This window comes from Variovorax pasteuri (assembly GCF_051216435.1).
In the GTDB taxonomy this organism is placed as follows: Bacteria; Pseudomonadota; Gammaproteobacteria; order Burkholderiales; family Burkholderiaceae_C; genus Variovorax.
The window spans coordinates 55,870-82,054 of sequence record NZ_JBPJZS010000014.1; the positions used below are offsets into that span (position 1 = coordinate 55,870).

Sequence of the window (26,185 nt, forward strand, 5' to 3'; positions counted from 1 at the left end):
GCCCTTACATCCGGAAGTGCTCGCCAAGATAGACGCGTCGTACCTCGGCGTTGTCGACGATCTCCGAAGGCGTGCCTTGTGCCAGCACATGCCCGTCGCTGATGATGAACGCGTGGTCGCAGATGCCCAGCGTCTCACGCACATTGTGGTCGGTGATGAGCACACCGATACCGCGTTCCTTCAGGAAACTGATGATCCGCTGGATCTCGATCACCGCGATCGGGTCGATGCCGGCAAAGGGCTCGTCCAGCAGGATGAAGCGCGGCTGGGTGGCCAGCGCGCGTGCAATCTCCACGCGGCGGCGCTCGCCGCCCGACAGCGCCAGCGCGGGCGAATCGCGCAGGTGGTCGACCCGCAGGTCGGACAACAGTTCGGACAGGCGCTCCTCGATGTGCTGGTTGGACAGCGGCGCCATCTTGCCGTTGGCGTCGGGCTCGCTCTGCAGCTCCAGCACGGCGCGCACGTTTTCCTCGACCGTGAGCTTGCGGAAGATCGAGGCTTCCTGCGGCAGGTAGCTCAGGCCCATGCGGGCGCGCCGGTGGATCGGCATGTGGGCGATGGGCTCGCCGTCGATGGTGATCTGGCCCGCGTCGGCACGCACCAGCCCCACGATCATGTAGAACGACGTGGTCTTGCCCGCGCCGTTGGGCCCGAGCAACCCGACCACTTCGCCCTTCTGCACGTCGAGCGAGACGTCCTTCACCACCGTGCGGCTGCCATAGCTCTTCTTCAGGCCGCGCGCCACCAGGCGGCTGCCCGGCGCGCCGTTGGCGTCGTGCGTTCCAGCGGTTTCGATCACTTGCGGGTTTCTCCGTCGTCGAGCGTGGTGCTCTGGCGCAGGCCCTTGCCGGGCGCCGGGGTGGGTGCCGGCGGCGCCTTCGCGCCGGCCGGGGCCGAGGCACCGGCGGCCGGTGCGGCCGCAGCCTTGGGGGTCAGGATGGTCTTCACGCGCCCGCCGGGGGTGGACGCGTTGACGGCGGTGTTCGCCGGCACGGTGGAACCGTTGACGGTGTAGGTGTCGTTGCTCTGGTCGTAGACGATCAGCGCGCCCTGGCTCTCGTCGTTCGGCGTGGCGCCCAGCAGGCGGCGCATGACGGCGTTGCGGATGAACTTGACGTTGTCGGCGCGGCTGTCGTACTCGATGACTTCGGACTCGCCCTCGATCCACTCGTCGGGCGCATTGCGCTTCTGCTTGTAGTAGGCGCGCTTGCCGGGCGCCGCCGTGACCACGCCGTACTGGTAGCCCTCGGCGTCCTGGCGCACGTCCATGCGCGCGCCGCGGATGATGATCGTGCCCTTCGTGACCAGCACGTTGCCGGTGAACACGCTGGTCTGCTTCAGGTCGTCGTAACGCATGGCGTCCGACTCGATGTTCATCGGCTTGGTGCGGTCGGCGGTTTCGGCCAGGGCGCCCGAGGCGAAGCCGGCCAGCAACAGCGCGGCGGCAGCCAGGCGGCCGATGCAACGGAGGAAGGAGGGAGTGGTGGGGTAAGAATGCAATGTCATAGAGGCACGAAACTTGCTCGGCATTGTATGCGGCTGATTGCGCCAGCCCCGCACGCACAGATGAAAAAGCCCGCCGAAGCGGGCCAGGTATCCCTTGCAAAAAGGGAGAAGGCAGCGGCAGGAAATGCGCGCAGCCCCGGGGGTCAGCCTTTTTTCGCTTCGCCGATCAGGTAGTTGACGACCTGCAGCACCTTGGTCATGTTACCGGCGGTCTCGCCATCCACATACCAGCGACCGGCCACGGCCATCGCCGGCACGCCCGCCACCTTGTAGGCGTCGGTCATCTGCGAAGCGCGCTTGGCCTTGCTGGCCACGCTGAACGAGGTGAAGGTTTCCTTGAACTTGGCGCCGTCCAGGCCATTGGCCGAAGCCCAGGCAATGATGTTGGCGTCGCCGTTCACGTTCTGGCGCTGGGCATGGATGGCATTGAATACCTTCGGCTGGAACTCGTCGACCTTGCCCATGGCTTCGAGCGCGTAGTACAGGCGCTGCTTGGCTTCGACGTCGTTGCCCACGAACGGCACGGGAATGCGGCGGAAGGCGACTTCCTTCGGCAGCGTCTTGACCCAGGCTTCGAGCGCCGGTTCGAAGTCGTTGCAATGCGGGCAGTTGTACGAGAAGAACTCGACCACTTCGATCTTGCCGGCCGGTGCGTCGACCGGTGCGCGCTTGTCGAGCACCAGGTACTCGGTGCCTGCCTTGGGCGCGCGCGCCTGGGCGTGGGCCGGGTTGGCGGCCAGGGACAGCAGCCCGAGCGAAGTGGCGGCCAGCGAAAAGTCACGACGTTTCATTGAAAGGGTTCTCCAGTTGGTACGGCAGACTGAGCCGGCGCGCGGCGGGGAGTTCCCGCGCAGCCGGTGCGCCCAGGCGCGATCGGGTCGATGAATGGTGGCGGCAAACGCCGCGGCGCGAAGCTTAAGGGCTATTCGTGTCGGAGGCCGGGGTCAGCGCTGCACGCGGACCAGCGCCGACTCCATGCCGCCGCCGTCGAGCCGGTCCTTCAGGCGGTCGGCGTCGTCCTTCTTGTTGAACGGGCCGGCGCGCACACGGTAGACGGTGCGGCCCGCCTGCTCACGCTCGGTGACCCGGGCCTCCACGCCCATCAGCGACAGCTTGGCGCGCTGCGCCTCGGCGTCGTCGGTGGTGCGGAAGGCGCCGGCCTGCACGAAGTACATGAACGGATCGGCGCCGGAGCTGCTGGCGGCGTTGCTGTTGGTGCTGCTGCTCGGGGCAGCAGACGCGGTGGTCACGCTGCCCGAGCGCGCGCGGGCGAGGTCGCCCAGCGGGTCGTTCGAAGCCGGCAGCGCGTTGGCCTCGGCCGGCACCGGCGCCGTGCGTGGCGGCTTGGGCGCCACCACCACGGGCACCGGCGGTGCGGTCGTGGGCGGCGGGGCGCCCGGTGCCACGGCGGCGGCCGGCTCGCCGGTGACCGGGTTGACCGGACCGGTGGCGACCGGCGCGGGCTTGGCTGCACCGGCCTTGCCAGCCAGCGGCGCATTCGGGTCCCAGTCGCGGTTCTTGCGGGCTTCGGCCTCGTCCTGTTCGGCGCCGCCCTTCTGCGTCTTGGTCACGAACGGGATCGGCACCTTGGTCACATAGACCGCGATGCCCAGCGCGACGCCAAGGCCGAGCACCAGCCCGATGATCAGGCCGATGACGATGTTGCCGCGTTGTCTGGTTGTCTTCTTCATGTTGAGGTTCACATCTTGCTCGGCGCACTGACGCCGAGAATCGCGAGGCCATTGTGCAGCACCTGCGCGGTCGCGGCGACAAGCGCCAGGCGGGCCAGTTTGACCTTTTCGTCGTCCACCAGGATGCGCTCGGCGTCGTAGTAGCTGTGGTAGCTGGCGGCCAGTTCGCGCAGGTAGAAGGTGACGTCGTGCGGGGCGAAATCCTTCGACGCCGCAGTGAGCATGGCCGGGTACTTGGCCAGCAGCAGCATCAGCGCCTGCGCGGCCGGGCTCTCGAGCGGCGACAGTTCGACATCCTTCAGCGTAGCGGCGTCTCCGCCCCAGCCGGCCAGCACCGAGCAGATGCGCGCATGCGCGTACTGCACGTAATAAACCGGGTTGTCGTTGTTTTTCGTCACCGCGAGGTCGACGTCGAAGGTGTATTCGGTGTCGGGCTTGCGGCTCAGGAGGAAGAAACGCACGGCATCGGTGCTGGTCCACTCGATCAGGTCGCGCAGCGTGACGTAGCTGCCGGCGCGCTTGCTGATCTTGACCTCTTCGCCGCCCTTCATCACGCGCACCATGGTGTGCAGCACGTAGTCGGGGTAGCCCTCGGGAATGCCTTCGCCCGCGGCCTGCAGCCCGGCGCGCACGCGCGCGATGGTGCCGTGGTGGTCGGTGCCCTGGATGTTGATGACCTTGTGGAAGCCGCGCTCCCACTTGGCGATGTGGTACGCGACGTCGGGCACGAAGTACGTGTACGTACCGTCCTGCTTCTTCATCACGCGGTCCTTGTCGTCGCCGTAGTCGGTCGACCTGAGCCACAGCGCGCCGTCCTGCTCGTAGGTCTTGCCGGCGGCCACCAGCCTGGCGACGGCCGCCTCGACGCGCCCGCTGGTGTACAGGCTGGACTCCAGGTAGTACTGGTCGAAGCGCACGCGGAAGGCCTGCAGGTCCAGGTCCTGTTCGCGGCGCAGGTAGGCCACGGCGAACTCGCGGATGGCGTCCAGGTCCTCGATGTCGCCGCTGCCGGTGACCTCGCGGTCTTCGGACTTGACGGTCTTCTTCGCCTTGAAGTCTTCGGCGATGTCGGCGATGTAGTCGCCGTTGTAGGCCGGGGCTTTTTCGCCGCTGGGCCATTCCGCGTCACCGGGCTTGAAGCCGCGCGCGCGCAGCTGCGTGCTGTTGGCCAGCGTCTGGATCTGCACGCCGGCGTCGTTGTAGTAGTACTCGCGCCAGACGTTTTCGCCCTGCGAGGCGCGCAGGTTGCAGATGGCGTCGCCCAGCGCCGCCTGGCGGCCGTGGCCCACGTGCAGGGGGCCGGTCGGGTTGGCCGAGACGAACTCGACCAGCACCTTCTCGCCCGTGGCCGGCTGCCGGCCGAAGGCCTCGCCCGCGGACAGCACTTCGCGCACGATCTGCTGCTTGGCGGCCGTCTTGAGGCGGATGTTGAGAAAACCGGGGCCGGCGATCTCGATGGCCTCGACCCATTGGCCGAAAGCGGGGGTGGCGAGCAGCGCGGTGCTCAGACGCTCGGCTAGCTCGCGGGGCTTCTGGCCCAGCGGTTTGGCGAGCTGCATGGCGGCCGTGCTGGCGAAATCGCCATGGGCAGCCACCTTGGGCGATTCGAACGCGGCTTTGGAGCCAGCGCCGGGCGAGAGGGATTCGAGCGTGTTCGCGAGCGCCGCGAGCAGCTCCTGTTTGACCAATAGCATCCGGGAATTTTACCGGGGGCAAACCCGGACTCAGTTGACGATCGTCATCCGATTGTTGCCTTCGCCCGTTAGGGTGGTCGGCCCCGGGGCGGGGCAACCGTCACTCCACCCAACCTTGCAAGGACACATCCCACCATGAAAAAGCTCCTTTCCCTGGTCGCCTCCACCGTCGCGCTCGGCGCCTGCCTGTCGTTCAGCGCCTTTGCGCAGGACAAGGCCGCCGCGCCCGCAGCAGCGCCCGCCGCCATGGCCGCCCCCGCCGCCGGCGGCAGCTGCGACGCCAAGGCCATCGACAAGAACGGCAAGCCCCTGGCCGGCGCCGCCAAGGCCAGCTCCATCAAGAAGTGCGAGAAAGACACCAAGGCTGCCGCCGCTCCCGCCTGCGCCGCCAAGGCCATGGACAAGAACGGCAAGCCGCTGGCCGGCGCCGCCAAGAACAGCTTCGTCAAGAAGTGCGAAGCGGACGCAGCCAAGGGCTGAAACAGCGTTGCGCTGAAGTTGTCGCCCAGCAGGCCCGCCGAGTGCGGGCCTTTTTCATGCGCGAGGCGCGAACCTACTTATCGAAACCGCGCGCCAGGAACACGGCCACCAGCGGAATCAGCGCGATCAGGTGGGCCTGCACCATCACCAGCTTGCGCGTCTTCCTGATGTCTTCTTCGGCCGGCAGCTTGCCGGTGGCGCGCAGCGTCTTGCGCCAGCGGAAGTAGGTCAGCGTCGGAAAGATCGAGAGCACGCCGACGATGATGAAGAGCCCCAGCTTCACGTGCAGCAGCGGGTTGGTCCAGTACCACGCCGTGCCCTTCACGCCCCACCAGGTGCGCGCGAGACCGGTGGCGAGCACCGCGATGGCGGCGATGCCGTAGACCATGTCGACCTTGGCGAGCCGCTCGACCACGGCCGCGTTGAGCCACTGCACGCGGCACAGGGCCGCTTCGCTCGAAATGAACACGACCATCGTGAGGATGGCCAGCAGATGAAGGTAGGCGAGGATGGCTTCGAGGGTCATCGATGGCTTTCTTCCGGAACGGGTTGCAAATGCAAACTCATTGTGACGCCGCTCACGCCTGTTCAGGCCGTCCGCCCCAGAATTCGGGCTGTCCGTATTGGTCCTTGAGGAAATCCAGCCACAGCCGCACCCGCAGCGGCAGGTGCTTGGCGCCTGCGAACACCGCGTAGATGCCGTTGGGCGGCGCGGCAAAGTCGTCGAGCAGCGGCACCAGCAGGCCGGCGTCGATCTCGGCCTCGACCTCCCAGGTGCTGCGCCAGGCAATGCCGTGGCCGGCCAGGCACCAGTCGTGCAGCACCTGGCCGTCGGAGCAATCGAGCGGGCCGCTGGGGCGCAGGTGGATCAGCTCCTGCGCGCCGCCCTCGGTGGTAATGCGAAAGGCCCAGCCGCGCGTCTGCGAGGCGTCGCTCGACAGCGTGAGGCAGGCAAAGCGCGACAGCTCGCCGGGGTGCAACGGCCTGCCGTGGCGCCGCACGAACTCGGGCGTGGCCACGCAGCGGCGGCGGTTGTCGGCCAGCCGCACGCTCACCAATGAAGAATCGGGCAGGTCGCCCACCCGCACCGCGCAGTCGAAGCTTTCGCCCGTGACGTCGACCACGCGGTCGCTCAGGTTCAGCGAAATGGTCACTTCCGGATGCAGCGCATGAAAGCGCGGCACCAGCGGCGCGACGTGGCGGCGGCCGAAGCCGGCCGGCGCGGTCACGCGCAAATGGCCGCTGGCCTTGACGCCGCCGGCGCTCACGCTGGCCTCGGCGTTGGCGAACTCGGTGAGCAGCCGCTGGCAGTCTTCGAGGAAGGCGCTGCCCTCGTGCGTGAGCGTGATGCGCCGCGTGGTGCGCACCAGCAGCTTCACGCCCAGGCGCTCTTCCAGCGCGTCGAGCCGCCGCCCCATGATGGCCGGCGCCACGCCCTCGGCCTTGGCCGCGGCCGTGAGGCCGCCCCGGGTCGCGACCGAGACGAAGGATTCGAGCTGCTTGAGACGGTCCATGGCGGCGGAACTATATCGCCCACGGCCGGGCAGGCTCGGCCTGTTCGGGCCTATTCAGGACGAACGCCGGCCGCGCGCACCGCCGCGCCCCAGCGCGCATGCTCCGACTTGATGTATTGCGCCGCCTGCTCCGGGCTGCCGCCGACGGGCGTGCTGCCTTCGGCCAGCAGCTGCGAGATGGTGGCCGGCTTGGCCAGCGCCTTGTCGACGGCGGCGTTGAGCTTCTTCACGATGTCGGCCGGCGTGCCGGCCGGCACCACCAGCGCCTTCCAGTCCACGGCCTCGAAGCCCTTGTAGCTCTCGCCCACGGTCGGCACCTCGGGCATCACCGGCAGGCGCTTGGCCGAAGTGACGGCCAGCGCGCGCAGCTTGCCGCCCTTCACCATGGCCAGCGCCCCCTGCGGCGTGGCGAACATGTAGTCGGTCTGCCCGCCGAGCAGGTCGGTGATGGCGGGCGCCGCGCCCTTGTACGGCACGTTCAGCACCTTGAAGCCGGCGCGCTGCGCCAGCACCTCGCCGGCCATGTGGCCCAGCGTGCCGGTGCCCGCGAGCGCCTGCTTGATCTCGCCGGGCTTGGCCTTGGCGGCGGCAATCAGCTCGGCGAGCGACTTGTACGGCGCGTCGGCGCGCACCACCAGCACCACGGGCTGCGAGGCCACGACCGCCACCGGCACCAGGTCCTTCAGCGCGTCGTAGGGCATCTTGGGAAACAGCGTCGGGTTGATCGCCAGGTTGGCGGTCTGGCCCAGGCCGACGGTGTAGCCGTCGGGCTTGGACTTGGCGACCACATCCATGCCGATGTTGCCGTTGCCGCCCGCGCGGTTGTCGACGATGAAGGTCCACTTCGTGTCCTCCACCAGCTTCTGCGCGATGAGGCGCGCCACGATGTCGGTGGCGCCGCCGGGCGTGTAGGGCACGACGAGGCGCACGGGCTTGTCGGGCCACGCCGTGTCGGCAAGGGCGGGTGCGGCGTTCAGGCATGCGGCGGCCGCGGCGCAGGCGAGCAGTGCGCGCCGTGTGGTGAAAAACATGGGGTCAGTCTCCGAGGGTGATGTGGCGTGTCTGGAGCGCAGCGATTTCTTCATCGCTGTAGCCCACTTCTTTCAGCAGCTCGCGGCTGTGCTCGCCGATGTGCGGCGGCTGCAGCCGGATGCCGGGCCGTTCGCCGCCCAGCGTGAACGGCGCCAGCGGCACCTTGGCCATGCTGCCGTCGTTCATGCGCACCGGCGCAAGGCCGCCGGTGGCGTTCAGGTGCGGGTCGTCGAACAGGTCCTGCGGCTTGGTGATGGGGGCGAAGGGCAGTTCGTTCTGCTCGAACACCGCCGCCAGTTCCGCCGCGCTGTGGTTCGCGAGGTGCGAGCGCAGGATCGGCATCATCCAGTCGCGCGCGCGCACGCGGTCGTTGTTGGTCTTCAGGCGCGGGTCGGCCAGCATGTCTTCCAGGCCGAAGGCCTTGCAGAAGATGGCCCACTGCTTGTCACTCACGGCCGCTAAAAAGATCTGCTCGCCGTCTTTCACCGTGAACACGTCGTACACGGCCCAGGCCGAGATGCGGCTGGGCATCGGGTCGGCGGGCTTGCCGGTGGCGGCGAACTGCATCATGTGTTGCGCGACCAGGAACACGTTGTTCTCGAACAGCGCGGACTGCACCTCGCAGCCCTTGCCCGTGAGGTCGCGCTGGCGCAGCGCGGCCATGGCGCCGATGGCGCCGAACATGCCGCCCATGATGTCGTTCACGCTGGTGCCCGCGCGCAGCGGGTCGCCCGAACGGCCGGTCATGTAGGCCAGCCCGCCCATCATCTGCACCACCTCGTCGAGCGCGGTGCGGTGGTCGTACGGGCCGGGCAGGAAGCCCTTGTGGCTCACGTAGATGAGCCGCGGGTTGAGCTTGGCCAGCGTGTCGTAGTCGAGCCCCAGCTTCTTCATGGTGCCGGGCTTGAAGTTCTCGCTCACGATGTCGGCCGTGGCAATGAGGCGCAGCGCGGCCTCCACGCCCTCGGGTTGCTTCAGGTCGAGCGCGATGCTCTTCTTGTTGCGGTTGAACGTGGGAAAGAAGCCCGAGCCCGAGCCGAGCAGGCGGCGGGTGTTGTCGCCCTCGATGGGCTCGACCTTGATGACCTCGGCGCCCAGGTCGGCCAGCAGCAGGCCGCAGGTCGGGCCCATGACCATGTGGGTGAACTCGACGACGCGGATGCCGGCATAAGGCAAGGTGTTCGCAAGCGGGTTGCTGGTGGGGGCTTCAGACATGTGCGGTGTATTCCTGGACAAAACCCTTGGGCAGCCCGGCCTCGGGCGTCATGCCGTAGACCGGTTCGCCGGGCAGGCCGGCCATGAGCGGCGCGCGCGCCGCGATGAGTTTTTCGATGTCGATGCCGGTGCGAACGCCCATGGCCTCGAACATGAACACGAGGTCTTCGGTGACCGCGTTGCCCGAGGCGCCGGGCGCATAGGGGCAGCCGCCGAGGCCGCCGAGCGACGCGTCGAAGGTGCGCACCCCCTCGTCCCACGCCGCCAGGCAGTTCGCGATGCCGAGGCCGCGCGTGTTGTGCATGTGGGCCGCGCCGGCGTGCTGGCCGATCTCGGCGCGCAGGCGCTTGAAGAGCCTGCGCACCTGCGCGGGGTTGGCATAGCCCACGGTGTCCGAAAGACCCGACTCGTCGGCCCCGGCCTCGATGCACTGCGCGGCCAGGCGGATCACGTCGTCTTCGGGCACCAGGCCCTGCAGCGTGCAGCCGAAGGCGGTGGAGATGCCGGCCTCCAGCTTCACCTGCGGCGCGATGGCGCGGCGCAGGTCGGCAATGGCGCGCACCTCATCGACCATCTCGGTCGGCGTCTTGCGCACGTTGGCCAGCGAATGCGCCACGCTGGCCGACACCGGCATCGTGAGCTTGTGCACGCCGGCTTCGAGCGCGGCCTGCGCGCCCTTGCGGTTGGGCACCAGCGCCATCACCACCAGGCCGGGCAGCGTGACGGCGTGGCGCACCACGTCGGCTGCGTCGGCCATCTGCGGCAGCAGCTTCGCGGGCACGAAAGAGGCGACTTCGATCTCGCGCACGCCGGCGGCGTAGAGCGCGTCGATCCAGCGCAGCTTGTCCGCGGTCGGCATGATGGCCTTGACCGATTGCAGGCCGTCGCGCGGGCCGACCTCGCTGATGAGGACGTCGGGGGGTGTCATCGACTTTGTCTCCTTGAAGCGGTCTGGCGTGGACCGCTTGACAGTTCTGTTAGACAGAACTAAATTCCGTTAAACAGAATTAGACCGCCGATCGACTTTCACTGTCAAGTCCACCCATGCCCCGCAAAGCCCAGACCGAGTCGGTGTCCGACCTCAATGCCGCCCCCGGCGGCGCCGCCGCGGTCGACCGTGCGCTGAGCCTGCTGTCGGCCTTTCAGCCGGGCGACGAGGCCCTGTCGCTCGCGCAGTTCGCCGAGCGCACGCAGCTCTACAAGAGCACGGTGCTGCGGCTGCTGGCCTCGCTGGAGCACGCACGGCTGATCCGCCGGCAGGACGACGGACGCTATGCGCTGGGCATGGAGATCGCGCGGCTGCACGGGCTGTACGCGGCGTCGCAACCGCTCGACCGCATCGTGCTGCCGGTGCTGCGCGCGCTGGCCGCGGCCACGGGCGAAAGCGCGGCGTACCACGTGCGGCAAGTCCAGGGCGACAGCTGGGCGCGGCTGTGCCAGTTCCGGGTCGATTCGTCGCACGTGGTGCGCGACCACGTGCGCGTGGGCGACCTGCTGCCCAACGACCGTGGCGCGGGCGCGCGGGTGCTGATCGCCTTCGGGCCCGAAGCCGAGCTGCCGCGCGGCGCGAAGGAGCGAAAGCTGTACGACGGGATTCGCGCGCAGGGCTACTGCGCGGTGGTGGGCGACCGCACGGCCGAGCTGGCCGGCATCTCGGCGCCGGTGTTCCATGCGGACGGCAGCCTGGCGGCAGCCGTCACGTTGACGATGCCCACGCACCGCTACGACGAGCGCCACATCGAGCCCGTGCGCGCCGCGGCGAAGGAACTCGGCGGACAGGTCTGAGCGCCTTCTTTTTCTTGCTCCTTCCCCTCCCGGGGGAAGGCTGGGATGGGGGCACGCGGCCTTCGATGAGCTGCTGATCTGCGATACGCCGCCTGCCCCCACCCCGACCCTCCCCCGAAAGGGGAGGGAGAAAGACCTCGGCGCATTCGCAGTCGGTGCGTTGTCTTGCCCCTTCCCCTCCCGGGGGAGGCTGGGATGGGGGCACGCGGCCTTCGACAAGCCGCTGGTCTGCGATACGCCGCCTGCCCCCACCCCCACCCTCCCCCAGCGGGGGAGGGAGAAACACAAACAAGGTCAGCGCAGCGCGGCGAGCAAAGCCTTGTTCTGGTCCGGCAGGCCGACGCTCACGCGCAGCCACTCCGGCAGGCCGTAGGGGCCGAGCAGCGAAACCTCGATGCCCGCGGCCAGCAGCCGCGCGTGCACGGCCTGCGCATCGCCGACCTGCACCATCAGGAAGTTGCCCGACGAAGGGATGTACGCCAGGCCCCGTTCGGTGAAGCCCGCGGCAAGCTGGTCGCGTCCGGCGGTGTTGAGTTCGTAGGTGCGCGCCAGAAAGTCCGCATCGCCCAGCGCGGCCACCGCCGCGGCCTGCGCCGGCGTGGTCACGTTGAAACGCGGGCGCTGCGCGTTCATGCGCAAGGCCAGCGGCGGCTGCGACACGCCGTAGCCGATGCGCAGCCCGGCCAGGCCGAAGGCCTTGGAAAAGGTGCGCGCCACGATCAGGTTCGGAAAGCGCCGCACCCACGCGATGCTGTCGTAGCGCTGCGCGGGCGAGAGGTATTCGGTGTAGGCCTCGTCCAGCAGCACCGTCACGTGCGACGGCACCGACTGCAGGAAGGCCAGCAGCGGCCCGGCGTCGATGAAGGTGCCGGTCGGGTTGTTCGGATTGGCGACGAACACCAGCCGGGTGTCGTCGCCGATGGCGGCGCGCATGGCGCCCAGGTCGTGGCCGAGCTCGCGCGCCGGCACGACGGTGGCATGCGCATGCGCGTGTGCCGCGGCCTGCGCATAGACGATGAAGCCGTATTGGGAATAGACGACGCCCTCGCCCGGCTTCACACTCACCTGCGCCGCCAGCTCGAGGATCTCGCTCGACCCGCTGCCCAGCGTGAGCCAGTCGGGCGGCACGTCGAGCCGGGCCGCGAGCGCGTTCTTCAGTGCGGTGCCGTTGCTGTCGGGATAGTTGCCCGCGCCTTCGAGCGCCGCGGCGGCCGCGCGCCGGGCCGATTCGGGCATGCCGAGGGGATTTTCGTTGGAAGCGAGGAGGATCGTGGGGATCATGGGAGCGAATCCGGATTCATTTAAGAAGTTAAATATATCCCGCGCATCCCGGCGGCCCGTCAGGGCCTACCCTTTGCACACCGGGGCCGCACGCCGTCGATTACATGCATTTTTGTCACAGATAAATCCCGCCGCCGGCTCTTACTGGCCAGCAAAGTATCGAATAAAGTTCGACCCAAGACTGCATCTTTCTCAAGGAGAACCCCCATGACTGCCCGCACCACCGCCCACGGACTCCAGGTCGCGACCGAGCTCCACCGCTTCATCGAAGACAAGGTCCTGCCCGCCACCGGCGTGGCCAGCGACGTGTTCTGGAAGGGCTTCGACGCCATCGTGAGCGACCTCGCTCCGAAGAACATCGCCCTGCTGGCCGAGCGCGACCGCCTGCAGACCGAGCTCGACGGCTGGCACAAGAAGAACCCAGGCCCGATCAGCGACATGCCCGCGTACCGCGCCTTCCTCGAAAAGATCGGCTACCTGCTGCCGGCCCCCAAGGGCGCCAAGGCCACCACCGAGAACGTCGACTCCGAACTCGCGCTGCAGGCCGGCCCGCAACTGGTGGTGCCGATCCTGAACGCGCGCTATGCGCTCAACGCCGCCAACGCGCGCTGGGGCTCGCTGTACGACGCGCTCTACGGCACCGATGCGATTCCCGAAACCGACGGCGCTGAAAAGGGCAAGGGCTACAACCCCGTGCGCGGCGCCAAGGTCATCGCCTTCGCGCGCGATGTGCTCGACCAGGCCGCACCGCTGGCCAACGGCTCGCACAAGATGGCCACCGGCTACAGCGTGAAGGACGGCCAGCTGGTCGTCGCGCTGCAGAGCAGCAGCACCGGCCTGGCCGACCCCGCGCAGTTCATCGGCTACCAGGGCGATGCCGCGGCGCCGTCTTCGGTGCTGCTGAAGCACAACGGCATCCACCTGGACATCCGCATCGACCGCAGCACCGCCATCGGCAAAAGCGACGCGGCCGGCGTGAGCGACCTGGTGCTCGAAGCCGCGCTCTCGACCATCCTCGACCTGGAAGACTCGGTCGCCGTGGTCGATGCGGCCGACAAGGTGGTCGCTTACTCGAACTGGCTGGGCATCGTCGAAGGCTCGCTCACCGAGGAAGTCGCCAAGGGCGGCAAGACCTTCACGCGCGGCCTGAACCCCGACCGCGAATACACGGGCGCCAACGGCCAGCCCGTGAAGCTGCACGGCCGCTCGCTCATGTTCCTGCGCAATGTGGGCCACCTGATGACCAACCCGGCCGTGCTGTACGCAGGCGGCAAGGAGATTCCGGAAGGCATCCTCGATGCCGTGGTCACCACCACCATCGCCACCATCGACCTGAAGCGCAAGGGCAACTCGCGCACCGGCAGCATCTACATCGTCAAGCCCAAGATGCACGGCCCGGCCGAAGTGGCCTTCGCGAGCGAGTTGTTCGGCCGCGTCGAACAACTGCTCGGCCTGCCCGCCAACACCGTGAAGCTCGGCATCATGGACGAAGAGCGCCGCACCAGCGTCAACCTGAAGGCCTGCATTGCCGAAGCGGCTGCGCGCGTGGCCTTCATCAACACCGGTTTCCTCGACCGCACCGGCGACGAGATGCACACCGCCATGCAGGGCGGCCCGATGATCCGCAAGGGCGACATGAAGTCCAGCGCGTGGATCGGCGCTTATGAAAAGAACAACGTGCTGGTGGGCCTGTCGTGCGGCCTGCGCGGCAAGGCGCAGATCGGCAAGGGCATGTGGGCCATGCCCGACCTGATGGCCGCGATGCTCGAGCAGAAAATCGCCCACCCCAAGGCCGGCGCCAACACCGCCTGGGTGCCCTCGCCCACCGCCGCCACGCTGCATGCGCTGCACTACCACCAGGTGAGCGTGACCGCGGTGCAGCAGGAGCTGGAAAAGATCGACGCCGACGCAGAGCGCGACAACATCCTGAACGCGCTGCTGCAGGTGCCCATCGCGGCCGAGGCCAAGTGGACGGCCGAGGAGCGCCAGCAGGAAATCGACAACAACGTGCAGGGCATCCTCGGCTACGTGGTGCGCTGGATCGACCAGGGCGTGGGCTGCTCCAAGGTGCCCGACATCCACAACGTGGGCCTGATGGAAGACCGCGCCACGCTGCGCATCTCGAGCCAGCACATCGCCAACTGGCTGCTGCACGGCGTGGTCACGAAGGCGCAGGTCGACGAGACCTTCCAGCGCATGGCAAAGGTGGTGGACGAGCAGAACGCGGGCGACGCGCAGTACCTGCCGATGGCCGGGCACTTCGACACCTCGGCGGCCTACAAGGCGGCGCAGGACCTGGTCTTCAAGGGTATCGAGCAGCCCAGCGGCTATACGGAGCCGCTGTTGCATGCGTGGCGCCTGAAGGTCAAGGGCGAGGCCTGATCCTTTCCCTGCCCGGCACCCCGCCGGGCTGGAGCGAACGAACCGAACGAACGGCGCCCCTGGGCGCCGTTCTGCATGAAGGGCGGCATGCCATTAGCATCCATGCCGCTCTCTCTTCTTCCAGCGCCCTCCCCTCTCGATGAACACGAACGCGGCCCCGCCGCCCCCGCCGCGCCCCGGCCATGCCGCGCAGGCATCGCCTCCTCCCCGTCCCCGTTGGTCGTCTTCGGCAGCCGCCATGCTGGTCGCGCTGGCCTCGGCCTTTGCGCTGAGCCAGGCCTTCCGCACGGTCGGCGCCATGATGGCCACGCCGCTCACCGGCTACTTCGGACTCACGCCGCAGCAGCTCGGCATGTGGGCCGGCACTTTCACTTCGCCTTCGGCATCATGCAACTCGCGATGGGCGTGTCGATCGACATGTTCGGCGTGCGCCGCACGGTGCTCACCGCCTTCCCCTTGGCCGTTGCCGGCGCCGCGCTGTGCGCGGTGGCGCCGAACTACCACGCGCTGCTGCTGGGGCAGGCGCTGATCGGCATCGGCTGCGCGCCGGCCTTCCTGGCGTGCACGGTGTTCATCGCGCGGCACTTCGATGCCTCGCGCTTCACCGCCATGTCGGGGCTGGTGATGAGCATGGCCGGCCTGGGCATCGTGTTCACCGGCACGCCGCTGGCCTTGCTGATCGAGGCGGCGTCATGGCGCGCAGGCTATGCGGTGCTGGCCGGCTTTGCGGTGCTCTCGTGGCTGGTCATCTTCTGGCGCGTGCGCGAACCTGCGCGTGCGTCTGACCAGGCGGACCACGCGGATCCACAGGCTGCGCCGGCCGAACGCAAGTCGCTGGGCAAGGCGGTGCGCGAACTGCTGCCGCTGTTCGCCATGCCCCACACGCTCGGCCTCGTGTGCTTCGCCTGCGTGTCGTACGCGGCGTTCATCACGCTGCGCGGCCTGTGGCTCGGACCGGTGCTGCACGATCGCCATGGCCTGTCGCTGGTCGCCAGCGGCAACGTGGCGCTGGTGATGACGGTGGCCGGCATGATCAGCCCGGCACTGTTCGGGCGCATGGACCCGGGCGGCGCACGGCGCGCCCGCTGGATGATGGGCTGCGCGCTCGCCGGCGCATTGATGTTCGCCGCCATGGCGTTCACGCATTCGAGCGCGATCGACATCGGCCTGCCGATCGTCTACGGCCTGCTCTCCGGCTACAGCGTGCTGCAGTACGCGTACACCAAGAACGCCTACCCCGCGGCCATGACGGGACGCGCCCTGGCGCTGATGAACATGGCCATGTTCCTCGGCGTGTCGCTCATGCAATGGACCACCGGTGTGGCCGCGTCGTGGGCCGTGGACCACGGCGCGGAGCCCTTCCGCGCGGTGTTCCTCACAGTGGCGGGCATGCTGGCCGCCGGCACCATCGCGTTCCTTCTGCTGCCGCGCTCGCCGGGCACCGCATCGGCGCCGGCCGCCTAGCGCCTTCACTGCCTGCCGCCCAGCCGCGCACGCACTTCGCGGCGGTTGAGCTGGCGCTTGGCCACGGCGTAGACGAAGGCGCGCGCGTAGCTCACCGGCCGGTGCGACATGCCGGCCATGACGTGGCACACGCCGTGCCGCGTCACGAGGCAGCCGCGCATCACGTCGAAGCGCTTGTCGTTGTCGGTACCGTCCCCGCTGGGGGGAAACGGCGCCAGGCGAACCTCGAACCAGCAACCGTCGACCCGATGCCACTCGGTCAAGGCGTCGACGACGAGGCGATCCACGGCCTGCGTCTTGCCCTGCCCCACCGCCCGCTGCCGCGCCTTGAGTCGCAGCCGGTTGGGCAGCAGGATGCCGGTGCCCGGATGCACGAACAGCTCGACGTGCGAGGCATCGCTCAGCGGCACACGAGCAACGTCGCTCCACCGGCGCGAGCGCACCCACACCTGGCCGTCACGAAGCACCGCCTTGCGTTCGACGAAGTCGTCGATGTGCTCGAAGATGTGCGCCTGCACCGTGCTGCGCCGGTCGATGCCGCTGCACAGTTCGGCGTACACCTTGTCCCACGGCCGGTGCACCTGCTTGTGCAGCCAGCGCTTGAGCGGCGCGAGGTTTTCGTTGAGCCCCTTCGGATGGCTGTAGCCCCGCGTCATGCCCAGGTGCGAGCCCCGGTCCTTGCTGTTGCGCCACTTGCGCCCGTCGCCCTGCACGCCGCCGCCGCGGCGCGGCCGCTCGACGATGACCTTGTCCATGTCTTCACGCATGCCGTCAGTCCTCCCCGTGCAGGCTGCGCGCGGCCTTCTGCAGCGCCACCTTCTGCGCACGCCGCTCCGCGCGGTGCGTGCGCAGGTGGCGGCCTGCGCCCTGGCTGGATTCGCCGCGGGCCATCGCGGCCACCACGGGATTGCGCGGTGCCGCCATGGGCACCGAAAAGTAAAACCGGCCCAGACGCTTGTCGTCGTCGCGGGCCCTTCGTTGAGCACTCATATGTGCGCACACTCCAGAAACAAGAAAGCCCCGGCGAATGGCTGCGCGGGGCCTTTGTCGTCAGGGCCTCGGGCGGATGCATGGGTGCACATCCGGCCGGGGCGGTCGGTGTGCGGGTCAGGTGTTCAGGAAACGGTTCATTGATTGCGTTGAGCGCCCGGGAGGTCGATCGTCACCAGGCGCGGTGAAAAGAAACTGTTGCTGAAAAACGAAGGGCGGATTCTGGCGAGCACGCGCGCGATGCGCAAGCGCGCCCTGCGCGGCTGTGGCGCAAAGCCGACGCGCAACAAATCTGAAACCGGCTGCGAATCCAAACGCGAAGCGCCCCCGTATTCGATTCAAGCGCATCGCGCCTCCGAGCTGTTGGCGGTTTCCACAGACACCTCAAGAACCATTCTTTCCAGGAGCCTCCAATGAAAAAACTCATGATTGCAGTCGGCGTTTCGGTCTTGCTCGGCGCTTGCGCGGGCGGCATGGGCATGAGCGGCAGCGGCAGCACCGGCATGACCTCGAACCCGATGGTCGGCGGCGCCGCGATGTACCCGACGAAGGACATCGTCGACAACGCCGTGAACTCGAAGGACCACACCACGCTGGTGGCTGCAGTGAAGGCCGCCGGCCTGGTCGACACCCTCAAGAGCCCCGGCCCGTTCACCGTGTTCGCACCGACCAATGCGGCCTTCGCCGCACTGCCGGCCGGCACCGTCGACACGCTGCTCAAGCCCGAGAACAAGGCCACGCTGACCAAGGTGCTGACGTACCACGTGGTGCCCGGCAAGATGGACGGCCCGGCCCTGATGAGCGCCATCAATGCAGGCGGCGGCAAGGCCGTGCTGAAGACCGCCAGCGGCGGCACGCTGACCGCCACGATGAGCGGGGGCAACGTGCTGGTGACCGACGCCAAGGGCGGCACGGCGATGGTGACCATCGCCAACGTGTACCAGTCGAACGGCGTGATCCACGTCGTGAACAAGGTGCTGCTGCCGGGTTGATTCTTTCCCGGCGAGGCACCGGCGCGGCGGGCCTTCAGGTTCGCTGCGCAGCCTCTGCCTCGTCGCGCAGCCACTGCGCGAACTCGAGCGCGTCGCGGTTGCCTGCGGCGCGCTTTGCCGTTTCCACGAAGTAGCCGCGCCGCGACACGGCCTGCTCGCCCAGCGGCGCCACCAGCCGGCCCTCGCGCAGCAGTTCGCGCAGCAAGGGCAGGCGCCCGATCACCACGCCCTGCCCCGCCACCGCGGCGGCCACCGCATCGGCGTACTGCGTGAAGCGCAGCGTGCTCTTCATGCGCAGGTCTTCCAGCCCCATCACCTTGAGCCAGGGCTCCCAGTCGGCCAAGGGCGCCTCGCTGTGGTCGGGATAGTCGACCGTCAGCAGCGTGAGCGTGGCCAGGTCGGCGGGCACGCGCAAGGCATCGGCCAGCGCGGGCGAACACAGCGGCACCACCGACTCCTCGAACAGCGCCGGCCCCACCCCCTTGCCGATGGGCATGAGCCGCACGGCGACGTCGATGCGGCTGCGCTCCATGTCGAGCACGTCCAGCGTGGCCGACACGCGCACGTCGACCTGCGGATGGTTGCCGGTGAAGCGCGCAAGACGCGGAATGAGCCACAGCGACGCGAAGCCCGGCGTGGTGGTGATCGCGACCTGGCGCGGCGCGGAGGCCGCGCGCACGCGCGCGGTGGCGTCGCGCAGGCGCTCGAGGCTGTCGGTGACGGCGCGCTGCAGCACGCCGCCTGCCTCGGTGAGCGCAAGCGCGCGGTGCCGGCGCTCGAACAGCGGCACGCCCAGGCTGGCTTCCAGCTGCTGGATCTGCCGGCTCACGGCCGATTGCGTCAGGTGCAGTTCGCCGGCCGCCAGCGTGAAGCTCAACCGGCGCGCGGCCGCCTCGAAACTGCGCAGCAACTCGAGCGGCGGCAGTTCGGCGGTGGAGGCTTTCGCATTCTCTGGATGCATGCAACGAGTTCCGAATGACCGCGTGTAAAGGGAAGCTCGGCTCACTATATTCATTCGTATCACGAATGCAATGGAGCTTGCCATGAGCACCGCCCGCCCTTCTTCCTACCCGTCGGCTTATCCGTCTTCGGACGCCTCCCGCTTCCACCTCAGCCTGCCGCACCGCGCCGTCTTCGCCGTGCCCGACGGCGCCGGCGTGGGCATCGAATGCCGCAGCGGCTCGGTCTGGGTCACGCTCGACCGCGACCCTCGCGACATCGTGCTCGCCCCGGGCGAACGCTTCGAAAGCACCGACCACCGGCGCGTGCTGGTCTCCGCGCTGGAGGCCTCGTGCATCACCGTGTCGGACGCGCAAGCCGCCGCGATCCCCCTGACGCGACGCACGCCTGCGCGGTCGCCTTGGCGACTCCTGTCCCACGGGTTGTCCCCGGCTTGACCGGACCCCATGGGCATCGAACCATCGATGCCCATGAGTCACTGCGCTTCGAAGGCCGCCGTTGTCTGTGACGGGCGGCCTTCCTGCCTTGGGGCCCCCCGCATTCCCGTTACCTGAAGGACTTGAACATGGCAGAGGCATACATCGTGGCCGCGGCACGCACGGCCGGTGGCCGGCGCGGCGGCAAGCTCGCGGGCTGGCACCCGGCCGACCTGGCGGCGCAGGTGATCGACGCGCTGGTGGCGCGCAGCGGCATCGACCCCGCGGCGGTGGAGGACGTGATCCTGGGCTGCGTGAGCCAGGTAGGCGAACAGGCGACCAACATCGCGCGCAACGCGGTGCTGGCGTCGAAGCTGCCCGAGTCGGTGCCGGGCACCTCGGTCGACCGGCAGTGCGGCTCGTCGCAGCAGGCGCTGCACTTCGCGGCGCAGGCCGTGATGTCGGGCGCGATGGACGCGGTGATCGCGGGCGGCGTCGAGAGCATGACGCGCGTGCCCATGTTCACGCCCAACGCGCTGCCGGCCAAGGCGGGCCTGGGCACCTACATGAGCCCGGCGATGAAGGCGCGCTACCCCGGCGTGGAGTTCAGCCAGTTCACCGGCGCGGAGATGATCGCGAAGAACTACGGCATCGAGAAGGACGCGCTCGACCGCTACGCACTCGAGAGCCACCACCGCGCCATTGCGGCCACACGCGCGGGCGCGTTCAACGAGGAGATCGTGCCTATCGAGATCCTGTTGGCCGACGGCACCAGCGCGGGCGAACGGCACACGGTGGACGAAGGCATCCGCTTCGAGGCCACGCTGGAAGGCATTGCGGGCGTGAAGCTCATCGCCGAGGGCGGGCGCTGCACCGCGGCCACGGCCAGCCAGATCTGCGACGGCGCCAGCGGCGTGCTGGTGGTGAACGAGCGCGGCCTGAAGGCACTGGGCGTGAAGCCGCTGGCGCGCATCCACCACATGAGCGTGATGGGGCACGACCCGGTCATCATGCTGGAGGCGCCCCTGCCCGCCACGCAGCGCGCGCTGAAGAAGGCCGGCATGAACATCGCCGACATCGACCTGTATGAAGTGAACGAGGCCTTCGCGCCCGTGCCCATCGCCTGGCTGCAGGCGCTCGATGCCGACCCGGCGCGACTGAACGTGAACGGCGGCGCCATCGCGCTGGGCCATCCGCTGGGCGCCTCGGGCACCAAGCTGATGACCACGCTGATCCATGCGCTCGGCCAGCGCGGCAAGCGCTACGGCCTGCAGACCATGTGCGAAGGCGGCGGCATGGCCAACGTGACCATCGTCGAAAGGCTGTGAGCATGACCGCGCAGCCCTTCGTCCTGTACGACCTGACCGACGGCATCGCCACGCTCACGCTGAACCTGCCCGCCAAGCTCAACCCGATCGCGCGCGACCTGCAGGTGGAACTGCGCGACGCGCTGGAGCGCATCCGCGACGACCGCGCGGTGCGCGCCGTGATCCTCACGGGCGCGGGCAAGGCCTTCTGCGTGGGCGCGGACCTGAGCGCGATGGCGCCGGGCGAGGCCGGCAAGTCGCTCGGCACGCAGACCGCCGAGGCAATGCAGGCGTTGAGCAACCCGCTCATCGAAACGCTGCGCACGCTGCCCGTGCCGGTGGTGGCCGCGGTGAACGGACCGGCGGCGGGTGCGGGCGTGGGCCTGGCGCTGGCGGCCGACGTGACCATTGCGGCACGCAGCGCCTACTTCTACCTGCCCTTCCTTCCCAAGCTGGGCATCGTGCCGGACCTGGGCTGCACCTGGGCCATTCCGCGCCTCGCCGGCAAGGCGCGCGCAATGGGCATGGCACTGCTCGACGAGCGCCTGAGCGCGGGGCGCGCGGTGCAATGGGGCCTGATCTGGGCTTGCGCCGACGACGAGCAACTGATGGACGAGGCACGCGCCATCGCGCAGCGCCTGGCACGGCTGCCCGCGCACGCGGTGGTCGAGGCGCGCGAAGCCTTCGAGGCCGCCGAGCGCCACACGCTCAAGGAACAGCTGCACTACGAAAGCGAGCGCCAGCGCGTGCTGATCGACGGACCGAGCTTTCGCGAAGGCGTGAGCGCCTTCCTGCAGAAGCGCCCGCCCGAGTTCGAAAGCCGCTGAGCACGCTGACACTGGCGCCTGACGGAGGGCTGCGGGAGAATGCCCGCATGCCCATCCTCAACGCCTTCTACGCCCAGTCGGGCGGTGTCACCTCGGTCATCAACGCGTCGGCCTGCGGCGTGATCGAAACGGTGCGCCAGCACCCTCAGCGCATCGGCAAGCTCTACGCCGGACGCAACGGCATCATCGGCGCGCTGACCGAGGAGCTGATCGACACCGGCGCCGAATCGGCCGAGGCCATCGCGGCGCTGCGCTCCACGCCCTCGGGTGCTTTCGGCTCGTGCCGCTACAAGCTCAAGTCGCTGGAGAAGAACCGGCGCGAGTACGAGCGCCTCATCGAGGTGTTCAAGGCGCACGGCATCGGCTACTTCTTCTACAACGGCGGCGGCGACTCGGCCGACACCTGCTTCAAGGTGAGCCAGCTGTCGCAGTCGATGGGCTATGCGCTGCAGGCCATCCATGTGCCCAAGACCATCGACAACGACCTGCCGCTGACCGACTGCTGCCCGGGCTTCGGCTCGGTCGCGAAGTACGTGGCGGTGTCCACCATCGAAGCCTCGTTCGACGTGCGCTCGATGGCGGCCACCTCCACCAAGGTGTTCGTGCTTGAGGTGATGGGCCGGCATGCGGGGTGGATCGCCGCGGCCGGCGGGCTGGCGGCAGACCAGGGCATTCCGGTGGTGGTGCTGTTCCCTGAGATCGAGTTCGACAAGGCGCGCTTCATCGCGCGCGTCGACGAACTGGTGAAGCAGCACGGCTACTGCTCGGTGGTGGTGTCCGAAGGCTGCCACCACCCCGACGGCACCTTCCTGGCGGAACAGGGCACGCGCGACGCCTTCGGCCATGCGCAACTGGGCGGCGCAGCGCCGGTGGTGGCGCAGATGGTGAAGGACGCGCTGGGCCACAAGTTCCACTGGGCGGTGGCCGACTACCTGCAGCGCGCGGCACGGCACATCGCCTCGGCCACCGACGTGAAGCAGGCCTACGAGCTGGGCCAGCGCGCGGTCGAACTCGCGCTGGAAGGCCGCAACGCGGTGATGCCGACCATCGAGCGCACGTCCGACGTGCCCTACGCCTACCGCCTGGGCAGCGCGCCGCTCGAGTCGGTCGCCAACGTCGAGAAGCCGATGCCGCGCGATTTCATCTCGGACGACGGCTACGGCATCACCGAGAAATGCAGGCGCTACCTGCTGCCGCTGATCGAGGGCGAGGATTACCCGGCCTACAGCGGCGGCCTGCCGGTGTACGTGACGCTGAAGAACGTCGCGGTGGCGAAGAAGCTGCCGGCTTTCGAGATCGCATGACCTCCACCGCCGCGGTCATCGACGCCACGCGCTGCCCGCTGTGCGGCGTCCCGAACCGCTGCGCGATGGAGATCGAGCGCGAGACCGGCCAGGCGCAACCCGCGTGCTGGTGCATGCAGGTGGACTTCAGCAACGCGCCGCTGACGAACCTGCCGGCCGACATGCGCGGCCTGGCATGCATCTGCGCGCGCTGTGCAACGGGGACGACAGACGCGACGGGCGGGCCCGCGCCTCAGGACTGAACGAAATCCTGCGGCTGGGTTTGCGACTGCGGCTGCGACTGCGACTGCGACTGCGACTGCGATTGCGATTGCGACTGTGATTGGCTTTGCGACTGGCCCTGCGATTGCGACTGCAGGGGCGCGACGGCCTCGGGCGCGGGCGCCGGTGCCGCCGTCACCTCGCTGGCCACCACCATCGTCGGCGCGCTGCCCAGCCGCTGCTCGGTGACCACGCGGTGGATGAACTGCAGCTTGCCCACCGCCGCGCGCGGCAGCACGAAGGGGTAGTAGTCGGGCTGGCCCATGCTGCGCGACAGTTCGTTGAGCACGTTGGTGAGCTTGACCCAGCCGTTGATGAAGTCCAGAAACTTGCCCGCGTCGGCATGGTCGGGCTGCCACAGGTCGTCCGCGGTGAAGAGGTCGCTGGTCAGCTCGACGTTGGAGGCGTCGACGCCGAAGCTCATCGCGGTGTCGGCCGTGTCTGCCATGTGCAGGTAGTGGGCCCAGGTCTCGGCCCAGTCTTCCCACGGGTGCGTGCTGGCGTAGCTGCTCACGAAGCGGTCGGCCCAGTCGGGCGGCGGGCCCTGGTCGTAGTGCACCTGCAGCGCGGCCGCGTAGTCGGCGCGGTCGTCGCCGAACAGCGCGCGGAAGTCGTCGATCCACGGCGTGGGCAGCACCAGCAGGTCCCAGTAGTAGTGGCCGATCTCGTGGCGGAAGTGGCCCAGCAGCGTGCGGTAGGGCTCGCGCATCTCGGCGCGGATGCGCTCGCGCACCGCGTCTTCGGCCTCCTCGGCATTCAGGGTGATCACGCCGTCGTCGTGGCCCGTCATCACGTGCGGGCCGCCGGGCATGTTGCTCAGGAAGTCGAAGGCCAGGCCGTGCACCGGGTCTGCGTGGCGGCTCACCACCGGCAGGCCCAGCGCCAGCAGCTGCGAGATGAGCCGGCGCTTGGCCTGTTCGAGCTTGCCCCAGAAGACGCCGTTGGCCTCCTGCGACAGATCGGGAATGGTGCGCGTCACGCTGCAGGCCAGGCAATAGCCCGGCGCGAGGCCGTGCACGTCGACCGGCAGCGCGTCGCCGTCGCGCGCGGCGGGCACCATCCAGCTGCAGGCTGCGGGGGTCATGAGGTTGGCGCAGCGACGGTAGACGGGGCCCTGCGGGTCGCCGAACACGGTGAAGGTGTCGGGCGGCGCGCCCTCGCCCTGCGCCGGTGCCAGCGGCATGACGCCGAGGCGGTCGGCCACGTAGCCGAGCGGCGTGCGGCAGGCCAGGCACTGGCTGTTGCGCAGGAACACGGGGCGCCCGCACTGGCATCGGTACGAACGGCTGACGGTGGGTGCGGCAAGTTCGGTGGCAAGCGTGGTCGCGCCTTCGGACTGTGGCGCCAGGTCTTGTGCAGGGGCGGCTTGTTCGTTCACGGGGGAATTCATGGGGTGTCGGTCTTGACGCGGAGGGCACAGCCGCTGCATTGTGCAATTGCCCGCCGCGCCCTTCGCCATGCAATCGCCGATATGCTTGTAGGACGACGGACCCCCACACCATCCGCCGCTCCATGACCTCCCCACAGCCTTCCGAAGCCGCGACCGCGCCGGCCCCACCGTCCATCGGCACCCTGCGCGAACGCTACGGCGAGCGCTACCGCTGGTACCTGCTGCTGTCGGTGATGGTGGGGACGATGGCGTCGATCATGTCCTCGACCATCGTCAACGTGGCGATCCCCGGCATGAGCCACCACTTCTCGCTCGGCCAGGAGCGCGCGCAATGGGTGAGTTCGGGCTTCATGGTGGCGATGACGGTGTCGATGCTCACCACGCCGTGGCTGCTGTCGCGCTACGGCTACCGGCGCACCTACGTCGGCACCATGTTGCTGTTGCTGCTGGGCGGCATCGTGGGCGGCCTGGCCAACAACTTCTCGCTGGTGCTGTTCGCGCGCGTGGCCGAAGGGCTGGCGGCGGGCGTGGTGCAGCCCATTCCGGCCATCATCATCCTGCGCGCCTTCGAGCCGCACGAGCAGGGGCGCGCGAGTGGCATCTTCGGCATGGGCGTGGTGCTGGCGCCGGCCATCGGGCCGAGCATCGGCGGGGTGCTGGTCGACCTGTTCGGCTGGCGCTCGATCTTCTTCATGGTGGTGCCGTTTTGCCTGGCCTCGATCTGGCTGGCCTACAAGTTCGTGCCGAAGACGGCGCCGGGCGGCGTGGCCGCGGTGCGCGGCAGCGGGCTGGACGCACGCGGGCTGGCGCTGGGCACGGTGGGCACGCTGTGCCTGCTGAACGGGCTGGTGGCGCTGCGCGGCGACTCGCCGCTGCAGGCCGCGCTGCTGCTGGTGGGCGCGCTGGCGGGGTTCGCCGCGTTCGTGTGGTGGCAGCGGCGGCTGGCGGCCTCGGGCGGCACGCCGCTGATGAACCTGGCGCTGTTCCAGTACCGGCAGTTCGCCATGGGCAGCGTGGTGGCCTTCATCTACGGCACGGCGCTGTTCGGCTCGACCTACCTGCTGCCGGTGTACATGCAGGTGGGGCTGCAGCTGTCCGCATCGCACGTGGGCACCATCCTGCTGCCGGCGGGCCTGGTGCTGGCGCTGACCATCGCCGGCGTGGGCCGGCTGGCCGACCGGCACCCGACCTGGCTGCTGGTGACCATCGGCCTGGCGCTGCTGGCCGCGTCGTTCGCGCTGATGATCGTGCTGCGGCTGGACAGCGCGCTGTGGCTGCTGGTGGTCTTCGCAGTCATCGGGCGCATCGGGCTGGGCTTCATCTTGCCCTCGCTCAACCTGGGCTCGATGCGCCCGCTGGCCAAGCCGCTGATTCCGCAGGGCGCCAGCGCCATCAACTTCGTGCGCATGCTGGGCGGCGCGGCCGGCGTGAGCCTGTGCGCCATCGTGCTCGAGTGGCGGCTGGCGGCGCACGGCGATTCGCTGGCCAACCCCATGACCAGCCCGGCGCGGCTGGCGGCCTTCGACGAGGTGTTCGCGATGCTGGCCGGGCTGTGCGCGCTGGCCATCTGCGCGGCCTGGCAGTTGCGCACGGGCGCCACGCCGGCCGGTGGGCCTGTACGCAACACGGGGTAAACCCCGGCGACGGATGCGGGGACTTTGGCATTCAATTGTTATCAGTTGTATCCAAATGGT

General features: G+C 68.8%; 26 protein-coding genes and 1 pseudogene. 12 read left to right on the top strand and 15 right to left on the bottom strand.

Features of this window, described 5'->3' with window-relative positions:
* Positions 1-4: 4 nt before the first annotated feature.
* The 5 genes from lptB to argS all read right to left on the bottom strand — a co-directional run bounded on the left by lptB (position 5) and on the right by argS (position 4,891).
* Complete coding sequence (lptB, locus tag ACSFBM_RS31725; protein WP_435487944.1) at positions 5-799, bottom strand: LPS export ABC transporter ATP-binding protein; 795 nt, start codon at positions 797-799, stop codon at positions 5-7.
* Positions 796-1,506, bottom strand: coding sequence for a lipopolysaccharide transport periplasmic protein LptA (lptA, locus tag ACSFBM_RS31730; protein WP_435487945.1), 711 nt, complete (start codon positions 1,504-1,506; stop codon positions 796-798). The genes lptB and lptA overlap by 4 nt, the downstream gene beginning before the upstream one ends.
* A 143-nt stretch (positions 1,507-1,649) precedes the next feature.
* On the bottom strand, positions 1,650-2,297 hold the full coding sequence (locus ACSFBM_RS31735) for a thiol:disulfide interchange protein DsbA/DsbL (RefSeq protein WP_435487946.1): 648 nt from the start codon (positions 2,295-2,297) through the stop codon (positions 1,650-1,652).
* Between the two features lie 153 nt (positions 2,298-2,450).
* Complete coding sequence (locus ACSFBM_RS31740) at positions 2,451-3,197, bottom strand: SPOR domain-containing protein (protein ID WP_435487947.1); 747 nt, start codon at positions 3,195-3,197, stop codon at positions 2,451-2,453.
* A gap of 8 nt (positions 3,198-3,205) precedes the next feature.
* On the bottom strand, positions 3,206-4,891 hold the full coding sequence (gene argS, locus ACSFBM_RS31745; RefSeq protein WP_435487948.1) for an arginine--tRNA ligase: 1,686 nt from the start codon (positions 4,889-4,891) through the stop codon (positions 3,206-3,208).
* A gap of 135 nt (positions 4,892-5,026) precedes the next feature.
* Between argS and ACSFBM_RS31750 the strand changes: the two genes are divergently transcribed.
* Positions 5,027-5,371, top strand: coding sequence for a hypothetical protein (locus ACSFBM_RS31750; RefSeq protein ID WP_435487949.1), 345 nt, complete (start codon positions 5,027-5,029; stop codon positions 5,369-5,371).
* Between the two features lie 73 nt (positions 5,372-5,444).
* Here the strand turns inward: ACSFBM_RS31750 and ACSFBM_RS31755 are convergent, their stop codons facing one another.
* Genes ACSFBM_RS31755 through ACSFBM_RS31775 form a run of 5 tightly spaced genes read right to left on the bottom strand, consistent with a single transcriptional unit; the run spans position 5,445 to position 10,060 of the window.
* Positions 5,445-5,897, bottom strand: coding sequence for a DUF2214 family protein (locus ACSFBM_RS31755; RefSeq protein ID WP_435487950.1), 453 nt, complete (start codon positions 5,895-5,897; stop codon positions 5,445-5,447).
* Positions 5,898-5,949: 52 nt separating this feature from the next.
* Positions 5,950-6,885, bottom strand: a complete 936-nt coding sequence (locus tag ACSFBM_RS31760) for a LysR family transcriptional regulator (protein WP_435439005.1) — start codon at positions 6,883-6,885, stop codon at positions 5,950-5,952.
* Between the two features lie 50 nt (positions 6,886-6,935).
* Positions 6,936-7,916, bottom strand: a complete 981-nt coding sequence (locus ACSFBM_RS31765) for a Bug family tripartite tricarboxylate transporter substrate binding protein (protein WP_435487951.1) — start codon at positions 7,914-7,916, stop codon at positions 6,936-6,938.
* Positions 7,917-7,920: 4 nt separating this feature from the next.
* Positions 7,921-9,132: a CaiB/BaiF CoA transferase family protein gene (locus tag ACSFBM_RS31770; protein ID WP_435487952.1), complete on the bottom strand. Its 1,212-nt coding sequence runs from the start codon at positions 9,130-9,132 to the stop codon at positions 7,921-7,923.
* Positions 9,125-10,060, bottom strand: a complete 936-nt coding sequence (locus ACSFBM_RS31775) for a hydroxymethylglutaryl-CoA lyase (RefSeq protein ID WP_435487953.1) — start codon at positions 10,058-10,060, stop codon at positions 9,125-9,127. Before ACSFBM_RS31775 ends, ACSFBM_RS31770 begins: the two co-directional genes overlap by 8 nt.
* A gap of 116 nt (positions 10,061-10,176) precedes the next feature.
* On the opposite strand from ACSFBM_RS31775, the gene ACSFBM_RS31780 reads away from it, so the two are divergent.
* Positions 10,177-10,917 (top strand): IclR family transcriptional regulator, encoded by a 741-nt coding sequence (locus tag ACSFBM_RS31780; RefSeq protein ID WP_435487954.1) that lies wholly within the window; start codon positions 10,177-10,179, stop codon positions 10,915-10,917.
* 294 nt (positions 10,918-11,211) lie between these two features.
* Here the strand turns inward: ACSFBM_RS31780 and hisC are convergent, their stop codons facing one another.
* Positions 11,212-12,198, bottom strand: coding sequence for a histidinol-phosphate transaminase (gene hisC / locus ACSFBM_RS31785; protein WP_435487955.1), 987 nt, complete (start codon positions 12,196-12,198; stop codon positions 11,212-11,214).
* A gap of 207 nt (positions 12,199-12,405) precedes the next feature.
* Between hisC and ACSFBM_RS31790 the strand changes: the two genes are divergently transcribed.
* Both ACSFBM_RS31790 and ACSFBM_RS31795 read left to right on the top strand, forming a co-directional pair.
* Positions 12,406-14,580, top strand: coding sequence for a malate synthase G (locus tag ACSFBM_RS31790; protein WP_435487956.1), 2,175 nt, complete (start codon positions 12,406-12,408; stop codon positions 14,578-14,580).
* A 139-nt stretch (positions 14,581-14,719) separates the two neighbouring features.
* Positions 14,720-16,044, top strand: a pseudogene (locus ACSFBM_RS31795) (MFS transporter).
* Positions 16,045-16,049: 5 nt separating this feature from the next.
* Here the strand turns inward: ACSFBM_RS31795 and ACSFBM_RS31800 are convergent.
* Together ACSFBM_RS31800 and ACSFBM_RS31805 are read right to left on the bottom strand one after the other, a co-directional pair.
* Positions 16,050-16,811 (bottom strand): hypothetical protein, encoded by a 762-nt coding sequence (locus tag ACSFBM_RS31800; protein WP_435487957.1) that lies wholly within the window; start codon positions 16,809-16,811, stop codon positions 16,050-16,052.
* 4 nt (positions 16,812-16,815) lie between these two features.
* The gene (locus tag ACSFBM_RS31805) at positions 16,816-17,034 is read right to left on the bottom strand and encodes a hypothetical protein (protein ID WP_435487958.1); all 219 of its coding nucleotides are present in this window, start codon (positions 17,032-17,034) and stop codon (positions 16,816-16,818) included.
* A 198-nt stretch (positions 17,035-17,232) separates the two neighbouring features.
* Between ACSFBM_RS31805 and ACSFBM_RS31810 the strand changes: the two genes are divergently transcribed.
* Positions 17,233-17,451: a hypothetical protein gene (locus tag ACSFBM_RS31810; RefSeq protein WP_435487959.1), complete on the top strand. Its 219-nt coding sequence runs from the start codon at positions 17,233-17,235 to the stop codon at positions 17,449-17,451.
* Complete coding sequence (locus ACSFBM_RS31815) at positions 17,448-18,026, top strand: fasciclin domain-containing protein (protein WP_435438993.1); 579 nt, start codon at positions 17,448-17,450, stop codon at positions 18,024-18,026. Before ACSFBM_RS31810 ends, ACSFBM_RS31815 begins: the two co-directional genes overlap by 4 nt.
* Before the next feature lie 34 nt (positions 18,027-18,060).
* Here the strand turns inward: ACSFBM_RS31815 and ACSFBM_RS31820 are convergent, their stop codons facing one another.
* Positions 18,061-18,987 (bottom strand): LysR substrate-binding domain-containing protein, encoded by a 927-nt coding sequence (locus ACSFBM_RS31820; RefSeq protein ID WP_435487960.1) that lies wholly within the window; start codon positions 18,985-18,987, stop codon positions 18,061-18,063.
* An 82-nt stretch (positions 18,988-19,069) separates the two neighbouring features.
* Between ACSFBM_RS31820 and ACSFBM_RS31825 the strand changes: the two genes are divergently transcribed.
* From ACSFBM_RS31825 to ACSFBM_RS31845, 5 genes are all read left to right on the top strand, one after another.
* The gene (locus ACSFBM_RS31825) at positions 19,070-19,423 is read left to right on the top strand and encodes a DUF2917 domain-containing protein (RefSeq protein ID WP_435487961.1); all 354 of its coding nucleotides are present in this window, start codon (positions 19,070-19,072) and stop codon (positions 19,421-19,423) included.
* A 128-nt stretch (positions 19,424-19,551) separates the two neighbouring features.
* Positions 19,552-20,730 carry an acetyl-CoA C-acetyltransferase gene (locus ACSFBM_RS31830; protein WP_435487962.1) on the top strand — a complete coding sequence of 393 codons (1,179 nt, stop codon included), beginning with the start codon at positions 19,552-19,554 and terminating at the stop codon, positions 20,728-20,730.
* Between the two features lie 2 nt (positions 20,731-20,732).
* The gene (locus ACSFBM_RS31835; RefSeq protein ID WP_435487963.1) at positions 20,733-21,536 is read left to right on the top strand and encodes an enoyl-CoA hydratase-related protein; all 804 of its coding nucleotides are present in this window, start codon (positions 20,733-20,735) and stop codon (positions 21,534-21,536) included.
* A gap of 47 nt (positions 21,537-21,583) precedes the next feature.
* Positions 21,584-22,840 (top strand): 6-phosphofructokinase, encoded by a 1,257-nt coding sequence (locus ACSFBM_RS31840; RefSeq protein WP_435438988.1) that lies wholly within the window; start codon positions 21,584-21,586, stop codon positions 22,838-22,840.
* The gene (locus tag ACSFBM_RS31845) at positions 22,837-23,082 is read left to right on the top strand and encodes a cysteine-rich CWC family protein (RefSeq protein ID WP_435487964.1); all 246 of its coding nucleotides are present in this window, start codon (positions 22,837-22,839) and stop codon (positions 23,080-23,082) included. The genes ACSFBM_RS31840 and ACSFBM_RS31845 overlap by 4 nt, the downstream gene beginning before the upstream one ends.
* Here ACSFBM_RS31845 and ACSFBM_RS31850 read toward each other — a convergent pair.
* A complete protein-coding gene (locus ACSFBM_RS31850; RefSeq protein ID WP_435487965.1) occupies positions 23,073-24,491 on the bottom strand; it encodes a zinc-binding metallopeptidase family protein in 1,419 nt (472 codons plus the stop codon). The two genes, ACSFBM_RS31845 and ACSFBM_RS31850, sit on opposite strands and share 10 nt — an antisense overlap.
* A gap of 122 nt (positions 24,492-24,613) precedes the next feature.
* On the opposite strand from ACSFBM_RS31850, the gene ACSFBM_RS31855 reads away from it, so the two are divergent.
* Positions 24,614-26,125 carry a DHA2 family efflux MFS transporter permease subunit gene (locus ACSFBM_RS31855; protein WP_435487966.1) on the top strand — a complete coding sequence of 504 codons (1,512 nt, stop codon included), beginning with the start codon at positions 24,614-24,616 and terminating at the stop codon, positions 26,123-26,125.
* Positions 26,126-26,185 lie beyond the last annotated feature (60 nt).

Excerpts from the sequence above, each read along its gene's own strand:
- lptA (WP_435487945.1), bottom strand. The coding sequence starts at position 1,506 with ATGACATTGCATTCTTACCCCACCACTCCCTCCTTCCTCCGTTGCATC.
- ACSFBM_RS31735 (WP_435487946.1), bottom strand. The coding sequence starts at position 2,297 with ATGAAACGTCGTGACTTTTCGCTGGCCGCCACTTCGCTCGGGCTGCTG.
- ACSFBM_RS31740 (WP_435487947.1), bottom strand. The coding sequence starts at position 3,197 with ATGAAGAAGACAACCAGACAACGCGGCAACATCGTCATCGGCCTGATC.
- argS (WP_435487948.1), bottom strand. The coding sequence starts at position 4,891 with ATGCTATTGGTCAAACAGGAGCTGCTCGCGGCGCTCGCGAACACGCTC.
- ACSFBM_RS31750 (WP_435487949.1), top strand. The coding sequence starts at position 5,027 with ATGAAAAAGCTCCTTTCCCTGGTCGCCTCCACCGTCGCGCTCGGCGCC.
- ACSFBM_RS31755 (WP_435487950.1), bottom strand. The coding sequence starts at position 5,897 with ATGACCCTCGAAGCCATCCTCGCCTACCTTCATCTGCTGGCCATCCTC.
- ACSFBM_RS31760 (WP_435439005.1), bottom strand. The coding sequence starts at position 6,885 with ATGGACCGTCTCAAGCAGCTCGAATCCTTCGTCTCGGTCGCGACCCGG.
- ACSFBM_RS31765 (WP_435487951.1), bottom strand. The coding sequence starts at position 7,916 with ATGTTTTTCACCACACGGCGCGCACTGCTCGCCTGCGCCGCGGCCGCC.
- ACSFBM_RS31770 (WP_435487952.1), bottom strand. The coding sequence starts at position 9,132 with ATGTCTGAAGCCCCCACCAGCAACCCGCTTGCGAACACCTTGCCTTAT.
- ACSFBM_RS31775 (WP_435487953.1), bottom strand. The coding sequence starts at position 10,060 with ATGACACCCCCCGACGTCCTCATCAGCGAGGTCGGCCCGCGCGACGGC.
- ACSFBM_RS31780 (WP_435487954.1), top strand. The coding sequence starts at position 10,177 with ATGCCCCGCAAAGCCCAGACCGAGTCGGTGTCCGACCTCAATGCCGCC.
- hisC (WP_435487955.1), bottom strand. The coding sequence starts at position 12,198 with ATGATCCCCACGATCCTCCTCGCTTCCAACGAAAATCCCCTCGGCATG.
- ACSFBM_RS31790 (WP_435487956.1), top strand. The coding sequence starts at position 12,406 with ATGACTGCCCGCACCACCGCCCACGGACTCCAGGTCGCGACCGAGCTC.
- ACSFBM_RS31800 (WP_435487957.1), bottom strand. The coding sequence starts at position 16,811 with ATGCGTGAAGACATGGACAAGGTCATCGTCGAGCGGCCGCGCCGCGGC.
- ACSFBM_RS31805 (WP_435487958.1), bottom strand. The coding sequence starts at position 17,034 with ATGAGTGCTCAACGAAGGGCCCGCGACGACGACAAGCGTCTGGGCCGG.
- ACSFBM_RS31815 (WP_435438993.1), top strand. The coding sequence starts at position 17,448 with ATGAAAAAACTCATGATTGCAGTCGGCGTTTCGGTCTTGCTCGGCGCT.
- ACSFBM_RS31820 (WP_435487960.1), bottom strand. The coding sequence starts at position 18,987 with ATGCATCCAGAGAATGCGAAAGCCTCCACCGCCGAACTGCCGCCGCTC.
- ACSFBM_RS31825 (WP_435487961.1), top strand. The coding sequence starts at position 19,070 with ATGAGCACCGCCCGCCCTTCTTCCTACCCGTCGGCTTATCCGTCTTCG.
- ACSFBM_RS31830 (WP_435487962.1), top strand. The coding sequence starts at position 19,552 with ATGGCAGAGGCATACATCGTGGCCGCGGCACGCACGGCCGGTGGCCGG.
- ACSFBM_RS31835 (WP_435487963.1), top strand. The coding sequence starts at position 20,733 with ATGACCGCGCAGCCCTTCGTCCTGTACGACCTGACCGACGGCATCGCC.
- ACSFBM_RS31840 (WP_435438988.1), top strand. The coding sequence starts at position 21,584 with ATGCCCATCCTCAACGCCTTCTACGCCCAGTCGGGCGGTGTCACCTCG.
- ACSFBM_RS31845 (WP_435487964.1), top strand. The coding sequence starts at position 22,837 with ATGACCTCCACCGCCGCGGTCATCGACGCCACGCGCTGCCCGCTGTGC.
- ACSFBM_RS31850 (WP_435487965.1), bottom strand. The coding sequence starts at position 24,491 with ATGAATTCCCCCGTGAACGAACAAGCCGCCCCTGCACAAGACCTGGCG.
- ACSFBM_RS31855 (WP_435487966.1), top strand. The coding sequence starts at position 24,614 with ATGACCTCCCCACAGCCTTCCGAAGCCGCGACCGCGCCGGCCCCACCG.